Raw genomic sequence first — 18413 nt, forward strand, 5'->3', positions numbered from 1 at the left:
TTATCATTTTCAATACTATTTGTCGGATTTTTACCGTCGTGCACATACGGCGTCTCCGCGTCGACGGGTGAATACCGCTCGTCGATATTTCGGGGTTTATCAGGGTGGCATAACACACAACGCAGGTATGCAGGAGAGATAATGAAGATTAAAAACAAAGGGATAGCTAACGGGAATGCGGAGGCGATGTCCGCCAGGCGTCTGTTGCTGGGATCGGCGCTGGCGTTATTGCCCTTGGCGCAACACGCGTCTGCGGCAGCGGACGAAACGATTTTGGTGACCGCCGACGCGCAAAACAGCGTGACCGCGCCGGTCAAAGGGATCGTCGCCAAAGAGAGCGCCGCCGGCACCAAGACCGCCGCCTCTCTGCGCAAGACGCCGCAGTCCATCTCGGTGGTCACGCGCGAGCAAATGAACGACCAGGAGCCGGCGTCGGTCGCCGACGCGCTGAACTACACCAGCGGGGTGATCACCACCTACCGCGGCAACTCCAACCGCAATGACGAAGTGATCAGCCGCGGCTTCCGCTATGCGCCCAAACTGCTCGACGGCCTGCACTTTGGCCTCTCGAGCCAAAATGGCGGCGCCGGGCAGATCGACCCCTGGCTGCTGGAGCGCGTGGAGATGGTGCACGGCCCGGCCGGCGTGCTGTACGGCCAGGTCAGCCCCGGCGGCGTGGTGGTGATGACCAGTAAACGCCCTACCGCCCAGAGCATTCACGAAGTCAAATTCAGCACCGGCAACCGCCATCTGGCGGAAACGGCGTTCGATTTCGGCGGCAAACTCAACGACGACAACACCCTGTTCTATCGCCTGAACGGTATCGCCAGAACCGAGCACGAGTTCGTCAAAGACAGCAAGCAGCAACGGGTGGCCATCGCGCCGGCCTTCACCTGGCTGCCGAACGAAGACACCAGCTTTACGCTGCTGACCAGCTACCAGAACGATCCGAAAGCCGGGTCGCGCAACTTCCTGCCGCGTGCCGGCACGCTGTTCCCGACCAGCGCGGGCTATGTGCCCTATGACTTCAACGTCAGCGAGCCCAGCTTCAACAAATCGCGGCGCGAGCAGGCGTCGATCGGTTACAGCCTCGAGCACAACTTCAGCGATGCGCTGTCGTTTACCCAGAACCTGCGCTTCACTCACCGCGATGAAGACTATAAATATCTGGTCTATAACGTAAATTCTGACGTTAACGACCACACCGTGACGCGCAGGGCGCAGCATGAAACGCAGATGACCAACGAGTTTGGCGTGGATAACCAGCTGAAGGGCCTGTTCGATACCGGCGAGGTGAAGCACACCGTGCTGGGCGGGCTGGATTACCGCTACAGCCATAGCGATTCGAAGATGTATCGCGATCGCGGCAACGATTACCCGATCGACTGGGCCAATCCGGTTCGCCCCAGCATTGATGGCAGCGCGCTGACGCTGGTTTCCAGCGAATTGAAGACGCTGAATCAGGTCGGGGTGTATCTGCAGGATCAGCTGGAGTGGAATAACTGGAACCTGCTGCTGTCCGGCCGCCAGGACTGGTCGCAGGTCAACACCCGCGATCGCACCGCCGGCGGCAAAGAGCAGACCTACAACGATGCCCAGTTCACCGGCCGCGCGGGCCTGCTCTACGCCTTCGACAACGGCATTTCGCCGTATGTCAGCTACAGCACCTCGTTCGATCCTAACCTGTATCCGAGCGCGCCGGGCGCCGATCCGCTCAAGCCGACCACCGGCAAACAGACCGAGGTGGGCGTGAAGTACCAGATCCCGGGCGGCAATACCCTGCTGACCCTCTCCTGGTTCGACATTACCCAGCGCAACGTGGCGTCCTATAACCGTCTCACCTCCGCCTATGAGCAGATTGGCGAGGTGAAATCCAAGGGGATTGAGGCGGAAGTGCACGCTCAGCCGACGCCGGCGATCAAGCTGACCGCCGCCTATACCTACACCGACGTAGTGACCAAAGACTCCAACTCGGCGGACGAAATCGGCCACAGCCCGGCGGGCATCCCGCGCCACGCGGCGTCCGCCTGGGGCAGCTACAGCTTCCTGAGCGGCGCGCTCAACGGCCTGACCGTCGGCAGCGGCGTGCGTTACATCGGCGATGCGCCGGCCGACGCCACCGGCCAGTACGACGTGCCGCACTACACGCTGTACGACGCCATGGTGAAGTATGACCTCGGTCAGGCTTCGTCGGCGCTGCGCGGCGCGGCGCTGCAGCTCAACGTGCAGAACCTGACGGACAAGAAATACGTTTCGTCGTGCAGCGGCGAGTACGCCTGCTTCTACGGCAGCGGCCGCAGCATTATCGCTTCGGTCAACTACCGCTGGTAACGAAAATGGGCGGCCAGCGCCGTAATGCGTGTCAGTTAGCGTTTTTCTGAAGGTATTGGTAACGTATTTCGGTCGATAAATGTGAGATGCACCATGAAACTCATGCGCCTCGACCGAGCAAGGGACCGTAGGCGCGGTCCCTTGCAACCCGCGCCTTTGCCCTATCAGACGGTTGGCTTTGCCAACTGCCCTCCCTCCGCCATACCGCATTGAGGCCGGTTGCGACAGGCCTCCCTGCCTGTCTCACCTGAAACCGCCGTCCATGGCGGTTTCGCCTAATGCGCTATGCCTGCGTTCGGCGTCTTCAAGGGCGCCCAACACCGCGCTCATCTCCAACGTCTCTACCACAACCTCATAAGCGACAGATTTCCCGGTAGCCGCCAGCTCAGGTGTTGACCTTGGGCGCGCATCACCGGCTGCCGAGCAAGACGGCGTTGTCAGGGGCAACCGGCCAGGGAAGGCCGGTTGAGGCGAGACTAACAGGGACGTTTGTCGCAGCCGACCCGCCCGACAATGCAGACGCGGCGAGGGTATCCGCATAGCGGACAGACGGTGTTAAGCGAAGGCGCGGGTGTAGGGGCCGCGCCTTCGGCCCCTACAATTGCCGTTCATTGTGGTAACAGAGAAATTCGGGGTATTTACGGCAATTTTTCCTGCACGGCGCTGACAGATACCGGATAAAAAATGCCAGTCAGGTTTACGGCCAGCGCCGCCCCTTTCTTCCGCCTTTCTCGCCGCCTTTACTCCTGCTTCAATTCCCGCAAGTGTTTGTACACCGTGGCGCGCCCCATCGACAGCACGTTGGCGATGTAATCCGCCGCGCTTTTGGCCTTGAACGCCCCCTGATGATAGAGATCGCTGACCAGCCGCCGTTTCTGCTCGCGGCTCAGCGCGCCGAGCGCAGCGTTCTCGCGCCGCAGCCAGTCATGCAGGAAGGTGTTGATCTTCTCCTGCCAGTCGTCTTTGAACAGCTGTTGCGGCTGCGGCTGCAATCGCGTGACCGATAAAAACATGTCCAGCGCATTGCGGGCGTCCTCGAACATCGCGGTGCTCAGGTTGATGCACAGCAGATAGCTGGGCTTGCCCTGCTCGTCGCGCGCGGCGATGCTCACCGAACGCATTTTTTTGCCGTCCCAGTTCAGCTTTTCATAGGGGCCGGTCACGCCGGCGCCGCCATCGAGCTCGAAGTCTTCCAGGCCGGCGTCATCGCCCGGTTTGCGCTTCGACAGGTTGTTCGCCAGATAGGCAATCTTGTTGGTGGCCAGATCGTGGATCACCACTTCCGCATTCGGGAAAAACAGCGCGGCGATGCCGTCGGCGACCGATCGCAAAAGGTCGAGTTGAGAAGAAGAGTTCGGCACGCTGGGGGTCTCCGTATAGCCCGGTTTGGTTTGCGGTTCAGCCGCTTAGCATACCGCAGTTGCCGCCGCTTGCCGAGCGGAGCGGCGGCAAGCGGCGTATCCTTCGCCGGTTATTCCGCCTCGGCGCCGCGCCGATAAAACACGTAGCTCTCGCGCGCCACGCTGTCGCGGACCCGATAGCGCCAGATCAGGCCGAGCGTGGTAAACCACAGCGGCATGCTGCACAACGCGATCAGCGTATCGCTATCGAACACCATCAGCACCAGCGTAAAGGCGAAAAATGCCAGCGTCAGCCAGGCCATCGCTACCCCGCCCGGCATTTTGAAGTGGGAAGCGGCGTTCAGATCCGGCCGCTTCTGGCGATACACCAGGTAGGCGACCAAAATCATGCCCCAGCTGTAAACCACCAGGATCGCCGCCACGGTAGAGACAATGGTGAACAGCGTCATGACGTTCGGCACCAGTACCAGCAGCAAGGTGCCGGCCACCATGCAGAAGCAGGAAAACAGCAGGCTGCGGATCGGAATGGCCGTGGTGCGCGACAGAATGCGGAACTGACCGTGGGCGTGCTTTTCCATCGACAGGCTGTACAGCATGCGGGTGCTGGAATACACCCCGCTGTTGGCCGAGGACATCGCCGAAGTCAGCACCACGAAGTTGATCACCGCGGCGGCGGCCGGCAGCCCCGCCCGATCGAACAGCATCACGAACGGGCTGCTGTCCGGCGAGATGTGGCTCCATGAGGTGACGGCGATAATGGTCAGCATCGAGCACACGTAGAAGACGATGATGCGGGCCGGGATCGCGTTGATCGCCTTCGGCAGCACCTTCTCGGGGTTTTTGGTCTCCGCCGACATCGTGCCCAGCAGCTCGATGCCGGTGCAGGAGAAAATGGCGATCTGGAAACCGGCGAAAAAGCCGAAGATGCCGTGCGGCATGAAAATGGCGGGATCGGTGACGTTATGCAGCGAAGCGGTCACGCCGTCCGGCGAAGTCCAGCCGCTGAACACCATCCAGGCGCCGGTAGCGATCAACGCGACGATCGCCACCACCTTGATCATCGCGAACCAGAATTCGGCTTCGCCGAACATCTTGACCGACAGCATGTTGAACAGACACAGAAACCCCAGCGTCAGCAGCGCCGGCAACCAGGGCGAGACGTCTGGCAGCCAATATTGCACGTAGCCACCGCACACCACCACGTCGGCAATGCAGGTTACGACCCAGCTCAGCCAGTAGGACCAGCCGAGAAAAAAGCTGGCGCGCGGCCCCAGGTATTCGGAGACAAAATCGGCGAACGAGCGGTAATCGAGCCGCGTGAGCAGCAGCTCCCCCATCGCTCTCATCACCATGAACATGAAAAAACCGACGATGGCGTAAGTCAGCACGATGGAGGTGCCCGACAGCGCGAGGGTTTTCCCGGCGCCCATAAACAGCCCGGTGCCGATGGCGCCGCCGATCGAAATCAGTTGAATGTGGCGCGCACTCAGCCCGCGCTGCAAGGTTTGGGCACAGTGAGGCCCCTCGGCTGAACCTGGGTTCAGCCGATCGCAGTGGTTTTTTGTCATGGTGTTACCTGTCCGTCGTTAAGGCGATTAAGCAACCGATGCGCGGTTGCAGCAGGAATGAAACGCCCGCGGGCGCTCTAACCGGCAAAAAAATTGAGACCAAACGCTGCCCGCCCCGTTGTGACAGGGAGGTAATAATAATGGGTACCAAGAAAATGCTCTCGTGAGCCGTCGTATCGCCCACGTTTGGCGTACAAAGCCTGAGCGTGGTGGGTAAACACTACAATATCAAATGGTTATACTTTCCCTTGTGCAACAAAAAAACGACGCCGGAGCCGTTTTAACATTAATTTAACTCTGGCGAGGGGAAATGCCATTGTCAACATGGCAGTTAAATAAAATGAAACTTTTTGATCACATTCAAGCTTCTGAAAAATAGATAAAAAGGGTTTTTATGCGCTTTATATGCATAAATTATGCATGTGATCGCTCACCGCTGACAAAAAGTAATTAACTATTCATTTACCGCTCTGCAGGCGGCGAAAAACCGTCCGCTGGCCCGATGAGAGGGGGGCTAACAACCGGCATAATTAGTGGTAAATTTAGCGTCGCAAAGTGTTATGCGCTTGCTAATCCACGGTTAAACGAAATAAATACCTCTAATATATAAAGGTTGGTTATGGAAAAGCTATCCTACGCTTCAGACAGCAGCACCACCGCTTGGGCTACATATCTGCAACAAATCGATCGCGTCGCCCCTTACCTCGGTGACCTGTCACGCTGGGTTGATACGCTGCGTCACCCTAAGCGCGCTTTGATTGTCGATATCCCGCTGCAGATGGACGATGGCACCATCCGTCACTTCGAAGGTTTCCGCGTACAGCACAACCTGTCGCGCGGGCCGGGCAAAGGCGGCATCCGCTTCCACCCTGACGTCGATCTGAACGAAGTGATGGCCCTGTCCGCCTGGATGACCATCAAGTGTGCCGCGGTCAACCTGCCGTACGGCGGCGCCAAGGGCGGCATCCGCGTCGACCCGTTCAAACTGTCTGAAGGTGAACTGGAGCGACTGACCCGCCGCTACACCAGTGAAATCGGCTTCATCATCGGGCCACAGAAAGACATTCCTGCGCCGGACGTCGGCACCAACGCCAAAGTGATGGCCTGGATGATGGACACCTACTCCATGAACCACGGCACCACCATCACCGGCGTGGTCACCGGCAAACCCATCCACCTCGGCGGCTCCCTGGGCCGTGAGAAAGCGACCGGCCGCGGCGTGTTCGTCACCGGCAGCGAAGTGGCCAAGCGTCTGGGCGTGCAGATCGAAGGCGCCAAAGTGGCGGTACAAGGCTTCGGTAACGTGGGCAGCGAAGCGGCCCGTCTGTTCGTCGGCGTCGGCGCGCGCGTCGTCACCATCCAGGACCACTCCGCTACCCTGTTCAACGCCGACGGCATCGACCTGGCCGCGCTGACCGAATACCAGGCCAAGCACAAGCAGATCGCCGGCTTCCCTGGCGCCAGCGAGATCGAGAGCGAAGCGTTCTGGTCGGTTGACATGGACATCCTGATCCCTGCGGCGCTGGAAGGCCAGATTACCCGCCAGCGCGCCGAAATCCTCAGCGCCAAACTGGTGCTGGAAGGGGCTAACGGCCCAACCTTCCCAGAAGCGGACGACATTCTGCGTTCCCGCAACATCACCGTGGTTCCGGACGTTATCTGTAACGCCGGCGGCGTAACGGTCAGTTACTTCGAGTGGGTGCAGGACATGGCGAGCTACTTCTGGAGCGAGTCCGAGATCAACGAGCGTATGGACAAGATCATGACCGACGCGATGGTCCACGTCTGGAACAAGGCCGCCGAGAAAGAGTGCAGCCTGCGCACCGCCGCTTACATCGTGGCCTGTGAGCGCATCCTGACCGCACGTAAAGAGCGCGGCATCTACCCAGGTTGATACCCGTATTCCGGCCTGCCCCGGCAGGCCGGATTTTCCTCAGCGCAAACAGCGTTTCAACACCTTACCGGTACTGGTCATCGGCAAGCGTTCGACAAACTCGACGATACGCGGATACTTGAACGCCGCCAGCCGCTCCCGGCTCCAGGCGATCAGCGCTTCTTCCTCGATCGGTTCTTCCGTTTCCTTCAATACCACCACCGCTTTGATCTCTTCGCCCAGCGAAGGATGCTCGACACCGATCACCGCCACCAACGACACCGCCGGATGGCGAATCAGCGCCTCTTCAATCTCGCGCGGATAGACGTTGAACCCGCCGCGAATGATCATGTCCTTGGCACGATCGACGATAAAATAGAAGCCGTCGGCGTCGCGGCGCGCCAGATCGCCGGTGCGAAACCAGCCGTTTTCCAGCACCTCCGCCGTCGCTTCGGGGCGATTCAGATAGCCTTTCATGATGTTGTAACCGCGCACCGCGATCTCCCCCACCTGATCGACACCGTCGATCGGCTGCCCGGTGACGTCGAGCAAGCGAACCTCCACGCCCCAGATCGGTTGGCCGATGGAGCCGGGTTTGGTCACGCGGTGCGGATGGTTAAAGGTGGCGACCGGACTGGTTTCCGACAGCCCATACCCTTCGAGAATGTTGACGCCGAAGCGGCGCGAGAAATCCTCCAGGATCTGCACCGGCAGGCTGGCGCCGCCGGACACCGCCATACGCAGCGTGCTGCGCAAGCGTTCGATATCCGTGTGCTCATCCAGCGCATTCAACAGCGCCCAATACATGGTCGGCACCCCGGCGAAAAAGGTGATGCCGTGCCGTTGCATCAGCGCGATGGCCTGTGCGGCGTCGAAGCGCTCGACCAGCACCAGGGTGGCGGCGGCGGCAAATCCGGCGTTCATCTGCACCGTCGAACCAAACGTGTGGAACAGCGGCAAGGTTACCAGGTGACGATCGGGATTCGCCTCTGAGCCGTCGAACAGCCGCACCGATCCCAATGCGTTGAGCACCAGATTGGCGTGGGTCAACTCCGCACCCTTGGCCCGGCCGGTGGTGCCGCTGGTATAGAGCACCACCGCCGTGTCGCTTTCGAGCGTCGCGGCAGACGCGAACTCAGTGGACTGTGCGGCTATCGCCTGGCTGAAACGCTCCCCCTCGAGCGGCAGCCGATCGCCGATAATAAACACCTCGCGGCATTGTTCCGCCTTCGCCGCCGCCCGCAGTGCCTCTTCCCCCAACGGCAGAGTGCTGCTGCCTTCGAAACAGAACAGCGCCACCGCCGCCGAATCCGCCAGGTAATAGTCGAATTCGGCGCTTTTAAGCAAAATATTCAGCGGCACCACCACGGCGCCGCTTTTGAGGATGCCGTAGTAGATAGCCGGAAACTCCGGCCGGTTTGTGCAGGCCAGCGCCACCCGTTCACCGGGCTGCACGCCGCGCGCGACCAGCAAATTCGCCACCCGGTTGGCCATTTCATTCAGCGCCCGATAGCTGAGCGGGATATCGTCCTGTATCACCGCCGGCCGCTCCGGCCAGGTACGCGCACTCTCTTCAAGCAAGGTTGCCAGATTCAGCATCGGGGATTCTCCCTGGGGTTGAGCGACGAGAAAAGCGCCGCAGTATCACGAGTATAGATAGGCGCTTTGCGGTTCGCATTCCAAGGGGGGCTGGGCTATACCTTAGGCATTCCCCCTCCTGCAGGAGTTGTGATCATGAGCAAGAAAAAGATCCTGATGCTGGTCGGCGACTACGCCGAAGATTACGAAACCATGGTGCCGTTCCAGGCATTGCAGATGATCGGCCATTGGGTGGACGCCGTGTGCCCCGGCAAAGCCGTCGGCGACTATATCCAGACCGCGATCCACGATTTTGACGGCGCGCAGACCTACAGCGAGAAACCCGGCCACCGTTTCACCCTGAACGCCGACTTCGCCGCCGCCAAAGAAGAGCACTACGATGCGCTCTTGATCCCCGGCGGTCGGGCGCCGGAATACCTGCGTCTGAACCCCGACGTGATCGCGCTGGTACAGGCGTTTGACGCCGCGAAAAAACCGATCGCCGCCGTTTGCCACGGTCCGCAGCTGCTGGCGGCGGCCGGAGTGTTGAAAGGCCGCACCTGCAGCGCCTACCCGGCCTGCGCACCGGAGGTGCGGCTCGGCGGCGGTCATTATGCGGAGATCGGCATCGATCAGGCGCACGTCGACGGCAATCTGGTCACCGCCCCGGCCTGGCCGGCGCATCCGCAGTGGCTGGCGAAGTTCGCTGAGGTATTGGAGCAGTAATGCGGCGCTAACGGAGCTGCTCGATCAGAAAATGGATGTCGTACAGCCAGCGTTTGGCGCGCGCGGAGCGCACCAGCATAGACACGCACAGCGGCCGGGTGTGTTCTTTACAGGCGGAGGGAGAAAACCAGCGCCCGGTATTGCTCGGCGGCTGGAAATACAGCTCGTGGTTATAGTTGCCGCTGTCGACGCCGAAGGTGTCGAAGTAGCGGCGCATCAGCGTGTTGGAGTCGCTGAACGACAGATTGAGCACGGTGTTAATCTCGGTTTCCGGGGTGATGGCCACGCCCTTCTGCAGCCGCCCTGATGCGTTGAAGGCGGCGATAAGCGCGATGACCTGTTGCTGAATGTCTTCTGCCATGACGACCTCGAGCCGATATGAAGAAAAAGTGAGTGCAATTACCTGTCTGACTCTGCCCGCCGCGGCGAGTTCGGGCCGCCGCGCGGGTTTTCCGTTTCTTTACACTTTCCATAAAAAACGCGCGCAGCCAAACGCCCGGCGCGCGCGGTCGAAGGTTAGCGGCTGAGCGTCGTCTTGTCGGCGATGACGCCATCCCCCTGCCGCTCGGCGGCAACCCCGCCGCCCAACACTTTATACAGGGTCGCCTGATTGTCGTACGCGGTCTGCTGTGCGGCGATCAGCGACTGCTGCGCCGTATACAGCGTGCGCTGCGCGTCCAGCACGGTCAGATAGCTGTCCACGCCCTGGCGGTAGCGCAGTTCGGCCAGACGATAATATTGCTGCGCCGCCGCCACATAGCCGGTTTGCGCCGCCAGCTGCTCCCGCAGCGTGGCTTTGCGCGCCAGCGCGTCGGCGGTTTCCTGAAATGCCGTCTGCACCGCTTTCTCATAGGTGGCGACATACAGATCTCTCTGCGCTTTGCTGTAGTTCAGTTGCGACGTGTTATAGCCGCCGCTGAAAATCGGCAGGCTGATGCTCGGGGCGAATGACCAAACGCCCGCGCCGTGGCTGAACAGCGACGAGAGTTCACCGCTGCCCACCCCGCCGCTGGCGGTCAGGCTGATCGACGGGAAGAACGCCGCCCGCGCCGAGCCGATATTGGCGTTGGCGGATTTCAGGTTATGCTCCGCCTGCAGCACGTCCGGTCGCGTCAGCAGAACCTGCGAAGACACCCCGGCCGGCAGGTCGCGCATGATCCCGCCCAGCGCGTCGATGCCGCCGGGCAGCAGGTTTTCCGGCACGCTTTGTCCCACCGCTAAATCCAGCGCGTTTTTCGCCTGCGCGGCGCTGGTCGCATAGCTGGCGGCGTCCGATCGCGCCTGTTGATAAACGGTCTCCGCCGACGCCACGTCGACCAGCGACGAGATGCCGTGCTGCTGGTTTTTGCGCGTCACCTCCAGCGACCGTTTGGCGCTTTCCATCGTCTGCTGCGCCACAGCCAGATTGCTGCGCTCGGCTGCCACCGCCACCCAGTCGGTAACGATGTCGGCGATCAACGTCAGGCGGGTGCTTTTCGCCGCCTCCGAGTTCGCCAGATAGGTTTCGAACGCCGCCCGCGACAGGCTGGCGTTTTTGCCGAACAGATCCAGCTCAAAGGCGCTGACGCCGGCCTGCGCTTCGTAACTCTGGCTGATGGCGGTGGCATTGCCGTTGCCGGTCAGCGAACGCCCGCGGCTGCCGTCGGCGGTGGCGTTGATCGTCGGCAACAGCGCCGAGCGCTGCTCACCGTACAGCGCGCGCGCCGAGGCGATATTGGCGATCGCCTCGCGCAGATCGCGGCTGCTGCTCAGCCCCATCGCCACCACCTGGCGCAGCCTGGCGTCCTGCACATAGTCGCGCCAGGCGACGTCCGGGTAGCTCAACGCCTGCTTGCCTGCGGCCTCGCCCTGCGGCAGGTTGGCGGGCACCGGCGCCGCCGGGCGCTGGTAGTGCGGATCCAGCGACAGACACCCGCTCAGCAGCAGCGGTAAAGTTAACATCATGACTCGTTGCAACACGTTATTCTCCTGCCTGCGACGGCGAGTTGGCGGGCCGACGGGTAAACATGCGGCGCACCAGCACATAAAACAGCGGGACGAAAAAGATCGCCAATGCGGTGGCGGTAAGGGTGCCGCCGATAATGCCGGTACCGATGGCGATGCGGCTGTTGGCGCCGGCGCCGCTGGATACCGCCAGCGGCAGCACCCCGGCGGTAAACGCCAGCGAGGTCATCAGGATCGGCCGCAGGCGCATGCGCGCCGCGTGAACCGCCGCGCCAATCAGCGTTTCACCGCGCTGGTGCATTTCCTCGGCGAACTCGACGATCAGAATGGCGTTTTTTGCCGACAAACCGACGATGGTCAGCAGCGCCACCTGGAAGTAGATATCGTTCTCCAGCCCGCGCAGCGTGATCGCAAGCAGCGAACCGACGATGCCCATCGGCACCACCAACATCACCGCAAACGGAATCGACCAGCTCTCATACAGCGCCGCCAGGCACAGGAACACCACAATGAGCGAAATGGCGTACAGCGACGATGCCTGGCCGCTGGTCAGCCGCTCCTGATAGGACAGTCCGCTCCAGGAATAGCTGCTGCCGGCGGAGAACTTCGCCGCCAGTTTCTCCATCTCGCTCATCGCCGTGCCGGAACTGACGCCGGCGGCGCCCTGCCCGGTGATCTCGAACGACGACAGCCCGTTATAGCGCGACAGGTTTTCCGGGCCGTAGATCCAGTGTGAGGAAGCAAAGGCGGAGAACGGCGTCATGCTGCTGTCGCCCGCTGCGTTGGTGCCGCGCACAAACCATTTGTCGAGATCTTCCGGCTTGGCGCGATACGCTACGTCGCCCTGCATATAGACTTTTTTCACCCGGTTGCGATCGATAAAGTCGTTGACGTAGGTGCTGCCGAACGCGCTGCTGAGCGTGCTGTTGACGTCGCCGGCGCTCAGGCCGAGCGCCTGCAGTTTGCCGCTGTCGATCTCCACCTGCAGCTGCGGCGTGTCCGGCAAGGTGTTGGCGCGCACCGCCAGCAGCGCCGGGTTGTTGCCGGCGGCGGCGACGATCTGATCGCGCATCGCCTGCAGCTCGGCGCGGGTGGTCGCCCCTTTGGCCTGCAGTTCGAAGGTGAAGCCGTCGGACTGGCCGAAGCCGTCGATCGCCGGCGGGCTCATGGAGAACACCTGGGCGTCGCGCAGCGAGGCGAAATGCGCCATGGCGCGCTTGGCGATGGAGTCGGCGGTGTTTTCACTGCCGCCGCGTTGGCTCCAGTCTTTGAGGCTGACGAACGCCATGCCGGCGTTTTGCCCGCTGCCGCTGAAGCCGAAACCGTTGATGGTGAAAATGGTGCTGACGTTGGCCTTTTCCTGCTCGAGGAAATAGGCGGTCACCGCCTCGCTCACCGCCGAGGTGCGGGCATTGGTGGCGCCGGCCGGCAAGGTGTACTGCACCATCACCGACCCCTGATCCTCATTGGGCAGGAAACCGGTCGGCAAACGCAGATACATCACGGCGGTGGCGATCAGCAGCAGGCCGTACAGCAGCAGATAGCGCGTCGGCCGGTGGATCACCCCGCCGACCTTGTCGGCGTACTTCTCCTGCAGCCGGTTATAACCGCGGTTGAATTTACCCAGCAGCCCTTTGTCGGTCTGTTCTTCATGCGACGCTTTCAGCAGCGTGGCGCATAGCGCCGGCGCCAGCGTCAACGCCAGCACCACCGACAGCACCATCGAGGAGACGACGGTGATCGAGAACTGGCGGTAGATCACCCCGGTGGAACCACCGAAGAACGCCATCGGCAGAAACACCGCCGACAGCACCAGCGCGATGCCGACCAGTGCGCCGGTGATCTCGCGCATCGATTTCTCCGTCGCCTCGCGCGGCGGCAGCTTATCTTCACGCATCACGCGTTCGACGTTTTCCACCACCACGATGGCATCGTCCACCAACAGCCCGATCGCCAATACCATGCCGAACAGCGTCAGGGTATTGATCGAGTAGCCGAACGCCGCCAGCACGCCGAAGGTGCCCAGCAACACCACCGGCACGGTGATGGTCGGGATCAGCGTGGTGCGCAGGTTTTGCAGGAACACGAACATCACCACCACTACCAGGACCACCGCTTCGAACAGCGTTTTCACCACCTCCTCGATCGAGATGTTGATGAAGTCGGTGCTGTCTTTCGGGTAGGCCACCTTATAACCCTGCGGCATCGCGCTTTGATATTCCGCCACCTTGGCCTTTACCAGCTTGGCGGTGTTGAGGGCGTTGGCGCCCGCCGCCAGCTTGACCGCGATCCCCGCCGCCGGGTGGCCGTTGAGGTGCGCGCTGGCGGAGTAGTCTTCGTTGCCCAGTTCAACCCGCGCCACGTCGCCCAGCCGCACCAGCGCCCCGCTGCTGTCGCTTTTCAGGATGATATTGCGGAACTGTTCCGGCGTTTGCAGCCGCGACTGCGCCTTCACCGTGGCGGTCAGCTGCTGATCGGCGGCGGCCGGCAGATCGCCGATTTTACCGGCGGATACCTGGGTGTTTTGCGCCTCGATCGCCGTCTGCACGTCGGAAGGCATCAGCGCATAGCTCGCCAGCCTGGTCGGATCCAGCCAGATGCGCATCGCGTATTCCGAGCCGAACACCTGCACGTCCCCGACGCCCTCGATGCGCGACAGCGGATCCTGCAGGTTGCTGACCAGATAGTCGGAAATGTCGGCCATCGTCGCCTTGTCGGTCTCGTCATACAGCCCGACGATCAGCAGAAAGCTGCTCTGGGATTTCTTGACCGTCACGCCTTGGGCGGTGACGGCGCTCGGCAAGCGGCTTTCCGCCTGCTGAACTTTGTTTTGCACCTGCACCTGCGCGATATCCGGATCGGTGCCCTGATCAAAGGTGACGTCGATGCTGACCGAGCCGCTGGAGCTGCTGGTCGAAGAGAAATACAGCAGACCATCCAGCCCGGTGAGCTGCTGCTCTATCACCTGGGTGACGCTGTTTTCCAGCGTTTCCGCGTCCGCGCCCGGGTAGGTGGCGGAGATGGAAATCTGCGGCGGTGACACGTCCGGGTACTGCGAGATGGGCAACGAATTGATCGACATCAGGCCGCACAGCATGATGATGATGGCGATCACCCAGGCGAACACCGGCCGCCGGATAAAGAACTGCGCCATATCACTGCTCCCCGCGTTGGTTTTTGTCGACCGAGACTTCAACCGGCTTCACTGCGGCGCCGATCGTCACCTTGCTGGTGCCTTCGACGATCAGGCGATCGCCTTCGTTCAGCCCGCTGCCGATCAGCCAGTTGCTGCCCACCACCCGTTCGGCGTTGACGGTGCGCTGCGCCACTTTGTTTTGCTCGTCCACCACCAACGCGGTGGCTTCGCCCTTGGCGTTGCGGGTGATGCCCTGCTGCGGCGCCAGAATGGCTTTGGGATCGACGCCGTTATCCACCGTGGCGTGGATATACATGCCGGGCAACAGCTCATGTTCGGGGTTGGGGAACACCGCGCGCAGCGTGACCGAACCGGTGGCCTCATCCACCGCCACCTCGGTCAGCTCCAGCTTGCCGGCGTGAGCATAAGACGTGCCGTCCTCCAGCTTAATGGCGACCGGCGTGACCGCGCCGCGCTGTAACGCCGCCTGTTGGCGCCGCAGTTTAAGCAGTTGGGCGCTGGACTGGGTCAGATCGACATAGATCGGATCTAACGCGCGGATGGTGGCCAAGGCATCGGTCTGGCCGGCGGTGACCAGCGCGCCCGGCGTCACCGACGAAATACCGATGCGCCCGGCGATCGGCGCACGCACCTGGGTATAGCCGAGATTGATGCGCGCCGTCTCCAGCGCCGCCTGATACTGCGCCACCGACGCCACGGCCTGCAGATACGCGGCTTTGGCGTCGTCTGCGTCCTGTTTGGAAACGCCGTTTTCTTTCACCAGCGCCGCATAGCGCTGCGATTTGAGCCGGGTGGATTGCACCGTAGCCTGGGCGTTTTTCAACTGGGCGGCGGCCTGATCGTAGCTGGCCTGATAGCTGGCGGGGTCAATTTGATACAATACCTGCCCGGCTTTCACCTCGGCTCCTTCGGTAAACAGCCGCTGCTTGATGATGCCGTCGACCTGCGGCCTCACGTCGGAGGTCATGGTGGCGTTGACCCGGCCGGTCAACTCGCTGCTCAGGGTCACTGACTGGCCGCGCAGCGTGACCACGCCGACCTCCTGCTCACCGCCTGCGCCCGCCAGCGCACCGGCGTTTTGCCCATCGCAGCCGGCCAGCAACAGCGACAGCCCCAGCGCTAAAAGCGTTTTCCTCTGCATTGCAATACGATCCTATTGAGAATGACTATTCTCAATATATCGAATGCCGCAATGCGCTTCTGAAAGGGTTGCGTAAGGATTGCGTAAAATCTTTTCGGGCTGGAAAATGCGCAGCGCGGTGGGTTTATCCTAATCTGCGCGCAAGCGTCAGCGCCAAAATCGTGGCGATGCTGATACCCGCCGCTCCCAGGAAAACGGCGGATGAACTGCCGGGAATGAACGCCATAAAGGATGACAAGAACTGGCCGGAGAAAATCGCCATCGATAAATAGGTCAGATTTCGCCCCCGGGTGCGGGGGGAGCTTTTTTCTACGGTCATATGATTAACCAACGGCACCGAGAAGCCGAACCCGCATCCCATCAGAATGCCGCCGGCAACAAATGCCGCAGTGCCGTGCGCAGAGGCGAAGAGCAGATGCGCTGCGGCATAACAGACAAACGCCGCGCCAAGCGCGCCGTTTTCTCTGAGTAAAGCCACCAACCTGGGCATCAGCGCGGCGGCAAAAACGGCGATAAGCGAGATAAACGACAGGAAGTATCCCGTTTGCGCCGCCCCGATATTCATGTGGTGGAAATGCTGCGGGATGATAATGATCCCGGTGAAGAAGCAGATCATGGAAAGCACAGCGGAAAAATAGACCGCGGTTAATCTGCCGGCGCCGGTGGAAATGGCATCATCGCGCTGAACGTTGTCTGATTCGCCCACATCGGACTGGGGTTTGGGCACAAACAGCAACTGCATCGCCAGCAACACCCAGGCGACAAGATACAACAGGAAGGGCCAGCGCCAGCCGAGCGTCGCCAACAGCCCGCCGATAAACAGAAAGATGACGCCGCCCAGCTCGATCGACATGCCTTGCGAAGCGATCATTTTCAAGCGCGCCTGCCCGCTGTAAAAAGCAGAAATCAGACCGGTGCCGGCTGACATCACGATCGCCGTGGCGCCGCCAAGCAGCAGGCGGTCGAGCATCACCGGCCAAAAGCCGCGCAGCAACAGCCCCCCCGACCCAAGCAGGCCATACAACAACAGCCCCCAGCTGAGCGCCGCGTAAGCGCCCGCCTTGTCAATAAAACGTCCGGCGAAGGGGCCAAATATCACCACGCCCAACGACGGCACGGTGACCAGCCAACTGGCCGCGGAAGGCGTGCCCAACTGGCTCGCGATCTCCGTCAAACCGGGAACGATCACGCAACCGACCATGATCGTCAGACAGGCCACGGCCAAGAGCGTAAACGCCGCCATTTTTCTTAATTCACGCATAGAGTGCCTCACTGAAATATCCGATATATGGATATGATATCCACAATTCGGACGGTATTCTTGAGACTTCTGCCCAACATGTCAACGCGCGAACTGTAAATCGAATGTCAATCCTACCCTGCCAACGTCGGCAACCCTCCAGTTATTACCTGCAATGGCTGGCAGGCGCTTTTTGGCAATCCATGCGCTTTGTCACTCAATGAGCGTTGACATCGCCTACATCCGGCAACAGAATAATAACCATTATTCGGATGAGTGATCCATCATGCGGATAATTCGAAATCAATATCAACCACACCACATCTCGCTGCCGTCAAGTCGGCGACAACCTAAGTGAGGATCTCATGAGTAAAGAAATTTCACGTCGTAATATCATCAAACGCATTCCGCTGTTGGCTGGCGGCGCCTTGCTTTCTCAATCCCTGCTGTCTTCCGCCATGGCGGCACCATCATCCGCCCTACCGGCGGCGACGCGGAAAGGCGCGTTTACTGATGCGGGCGCATCGCTCGATAAGTCATTGATTTCCTACTATCAGGTGCCGATGCAGAAACGCTTGAAGATCAATGAGAAAGGCATTCAGGGCAAGCCCTACGCCGAGTTCTTCGACAGCAATCTGGATGCGCCCGTAGAGATGATCCGCGCGCTGGAACAGGGGCCGTTGGCAAAAGAACACATCCTTCAACCCACGAAAGCGGGCCTGAAAACCCTATTGGAACGTTTTGACGAGTTTCCGGTATCGGGTTACGCCGTCGTTGAGGATGGCGGCCCCTGCGCCTATGCGCAAAGCCGCCATATTTTTCCGGGCGTGACCACGGAGATGTTCAAGTGGTGGTTCTGCTGGCACCCGATCGAAAGCGAACGCTACTATCTGTGGTTCCCTCATGCTCATATCCACAACTCGGTTGTCGATCCCAAGCGTCTGGCGGATACCCGTCTGTCCTACGCTGAGCGGCTGTACGGCAACCCGAACCACATTACCGAGTACATTGGCGATAACTATCTTGACGGCGTTATCCATTTTAATGCGCCGGAAAGCTTCGGCGTCGAGAGCGAGTTGCTCAAAAAGCATCGCTTTACCTTTAACGCCAGCGGCATCATCACGCCTTATGATGCGCAATCAACGCCGCTGGTGCTGATGATTCATCTGGGACGCGACACGCCGCAAGGGATGGAAATGGTCAACCGTTACTGGATCGGCACGCATGAATCCTGGGATAGATTCGACAAGTTCCCGGACGGCGGAAAACGCTCGCGCGAATACATCGCAAAAGCGGGGATGACGAAAGCGTCGCTGGAAGGCTTTGCCTATGAAATGGCCGTCCACGATATGACGGAGTTCTCTTCGCTCGGCCGTTTTCTGCCTGAGATTTATGCCCGGTTCGGCAACAGCTGACTGCCGCCTTCCCCTCGCCAACGCAGCGCCGGGGGCGAGGCATGCTTGCCCATGCGGCGTTTAGCGCCTGCCGGGCCAA

Annotated in this window: 12 protein-coding genes; 4 read left to right on the forward strand and 8 right to left on the reverse strand. The window is 60.8% G+C overall.

All coding sequences use genetic code 11. From position 1 onward, the window contains the following. The first annotated feature begins 141 nt into the window (after window positions 1-141). Entirely contained in the window at window positions 142-2331 is a 2190-nt protein-coding gene (locus GT753_RS08210; protein WP_076741239.1) for a TonB-dependent siderophore receptor, read from the forward strand. Between the two features lie 740 nt (window positions 2332-3071). Here the strand turns inward: GT753_RS08210 and GT753_RS08215 are convergent. After that, entirely contained in the window at window positions 3072-3692 is a 621-nt protein-coding gene (locus GT753_RS08215) for a transcriptional regulator (RefSeq protein WP_015377909.1), read from the reverse strand. Window positions 3693-3802: 110 nt separating this feature from the next. After that, window positions 3803-5260 carry an amino acid permease gene (locus GT753_RS08220; protein WP_015377910.1) on the reverse strand — a complete coding sequence of 486 codons (1458 nt, stop codon included), beginning with the start codon at window positions 5258-5260 and terminating at the stop codon, window positions 3803-3805. A gap of 619 nt (window positions 5261-5879) precedes the next feature. Between GT753_RS08220 and GT753_RS08225 the strand changes: the two genes are divergently transcribed. Then, entirely contained in the window at window positions 5880-7154 is a 1275-nt protein-coding gene (locus GT753_RS08225) for a Glu/Leu/Phe/Val dehydrogenase (protein WP_004937972.1), read from the forward strand. A 39-nt stretch (window positions 7155-7193) separates the two neighbouring features. On the opposite strand, the gene GT753_RS08230 is transcribed toward GT753_RS08225, so the two are convergent. Continuing rightward, on the reverse strand, window positions 7194-8732 hold the full coding sequence (locus GT753_RS08230) for a long-chain fatty acid--CoA ligase (RefSeq protein WP_004937975.1): 1539 nt from the start codon (window positions 8730-8732) through the stop codon (window positions 7194-7196). Window positions 8733-8867: 135 nt separating this feature from the next. Here GT753_RS08230 and GT753_RS08235 point away from each other — a divergent pair, with 135 nt between their 5' ends. Further along, window positions 8868-9437, forward strand: coding sequence for a DJ-1/PfpI family protein (locus GT753_RS08235; RefSeq protein ID WP_004937978.1), 570 nt, complete (start codon window positions 8868-8870; stop codon window positions 9435-9437). A 7-nt stretch (window positions 9438-9444) separates the two neighbouring features. On the opposite strand, the gene GT753_RS08240 is transcribed toward GT753_RS08235, so the two are convergent. The 5 genes from GT753_RS08240 to GT753_RS08260 all read right to left on the reverse strand — a co-directional run bounded on the left by GT753_RS08240 (window position 9445) and on the right by GT753_RS08260 (window position 16940). Then, window positions 9445-9798, reverse strand: coding sequence for a DUF1493 family protein (locus GT753_RS08240; protein WP_004937980.1), 354 nt, complete (start codon window positions 9796-9798; stop codon window positions 9445-9447). Between the two features lie 155 nt (window positions 9799-9953). Continuing rightward, entirely contained in the window at window positions 9954-11396 is a 1443-nt protein-coding gene (locus GT753_RS08245) for an efflux transporter outer membrane subunit (protein WP_075686295.1), read from the reverse strand. Between the two features lies 1 nt (window position 11397). Continuing rightward, window positions 11398-14535, reverse strand: coding sequence for an efflux RND transporter permease subunit (locus tag GT753_RS08250; RefSeq protein ID WP_160125492.1), 3138 nt, complete (start codon window positions 14533-14535; stop codon window positions 11398-11400). A gap of 1 nt (window position 14536) precedes the next feature. Next, a complete protein-coding gene (locus GT753_RS08255; protein ID WP_075686299.1) occupies window positions 14537-15679 on the reverse strand; it encodes an efflux RND transporter periplasmic adaptor subunit in 1143 nt (380 codons plus the stop codon). A gap of 124 nt (window positions 15680-15803) precedes the next feature. After that, window positions 15804-16940: an MFS transporter gene (locus GT753_RS08260; RefSeq protein ID WP_230857986.1), complete on the reverse strand. Its 1137-nt coding sequence runs from the start codon at window positions 16938-16940 to the stop codon at window positions 15804-15806. Between the two features lie 344 nt (window positions 16941-17284). On the opposite strand from GT753_RS08260, the gene GT753_RS08265 reads away from it, so the two are divergent. Beyond that, entirely contained in the window at window positions 17285-18334 is a 1050-nt protein-coding gene (locus GT753_RS08265; RefSeq protein ID WP_004937998.1) for a DAPG hydrolase family protein, read from the forward strand. Window positions 18335-18413: the final 79 nt, after the last annotated feature.

It is taken from the genome of Serratia sp. Z4 (assembly GCF_009900725.1).
Taxonomy (GTDB): domain Bacteria; phylum Pseudomonadota; class Gammaproteobacteria; order Enterobacterales; family Enterobacteriaceae; genus Serratia; species Serratia nematodiphila.

What these genes read in the sequence shown, in the direction of transcription:
- GT753_RS08210 (WP_076741239.1), top strand. Translation starts at nt 142, where the DNA reads ATGAAGATTAAAAACAAAGGGATAGCTAACGGGAATGCGGAGGCGATG.
- GT753_RS08220 (WP_015377910.1), bottom strand. Translation starts at nt 5,260, where the DNA reads ATGACAAAAAACCACTGCGATCGGCTGAACCCAGGTTCAGCCGAGGGG.
- GT753_RS08225 (WP_004937972.1), top strand. Translation starts at nt 5,880, where the DNA reads ATGGAAAAGCTATCCTACGCTTCAGACAGCAGCACCACCGCTTGGGCT.
- GT753_RS08230 (WP_004937975.1), bottom strand. Translation starts at nt 8,732, where the DNA reads ATGCTGAATCTGGCAACCTTGCTTGAAGAGAGTGCGCGTACCTGGCCG.
- GT753_RS08235 (WP_004937978.1), top strand. Translation starts at nt 8,868, where the DNA reads ATGAGCAAGAAAAAGATCCTGATGCTGGTCGGCGACTACGCCGAAGAT.
- GT753_RS08240 (WP_004937980.1), bottom strand. Translation starts at nt 9,798, where the DNA reads ATGGCAGAAGACATTCAGCAACAGGTCATCGCGCTTATCGCCGCCTTC.
- GT753_RS08250 (WP_160125492.1), bottom strand. Translation starts at nt 14,535, where the DNA reads ATGGCGCAGTTCTTTATCCGGCGGCCGGTGTTCGCCTGGGTGATCGCC.
- GT753_RS08255 (WP_075686299.1), bottom strand. Translation starts at nt 15,679, where the DNA reads ATGCAGAGGAAAACGCTTTTAGCGCTGGGGCTGTCGCTGTTGCTGGCC.
- GT753_RS08260 (WP_230857986.1), bottom strand. Translation starts at nt 16,940, where the DNA reads ATGCGTGAATTAAGAAAAATGGCGGCGTTTACGCTCTTGGCCGTGGCC.
- GT753_RS08265 (WP_004937998.1), top strand. Translation starts at nt 17,285, where the DNA reads ATGAGTAAAGAAATTTCACGTCGTAATATCATCAAACGCATTCCGCTG.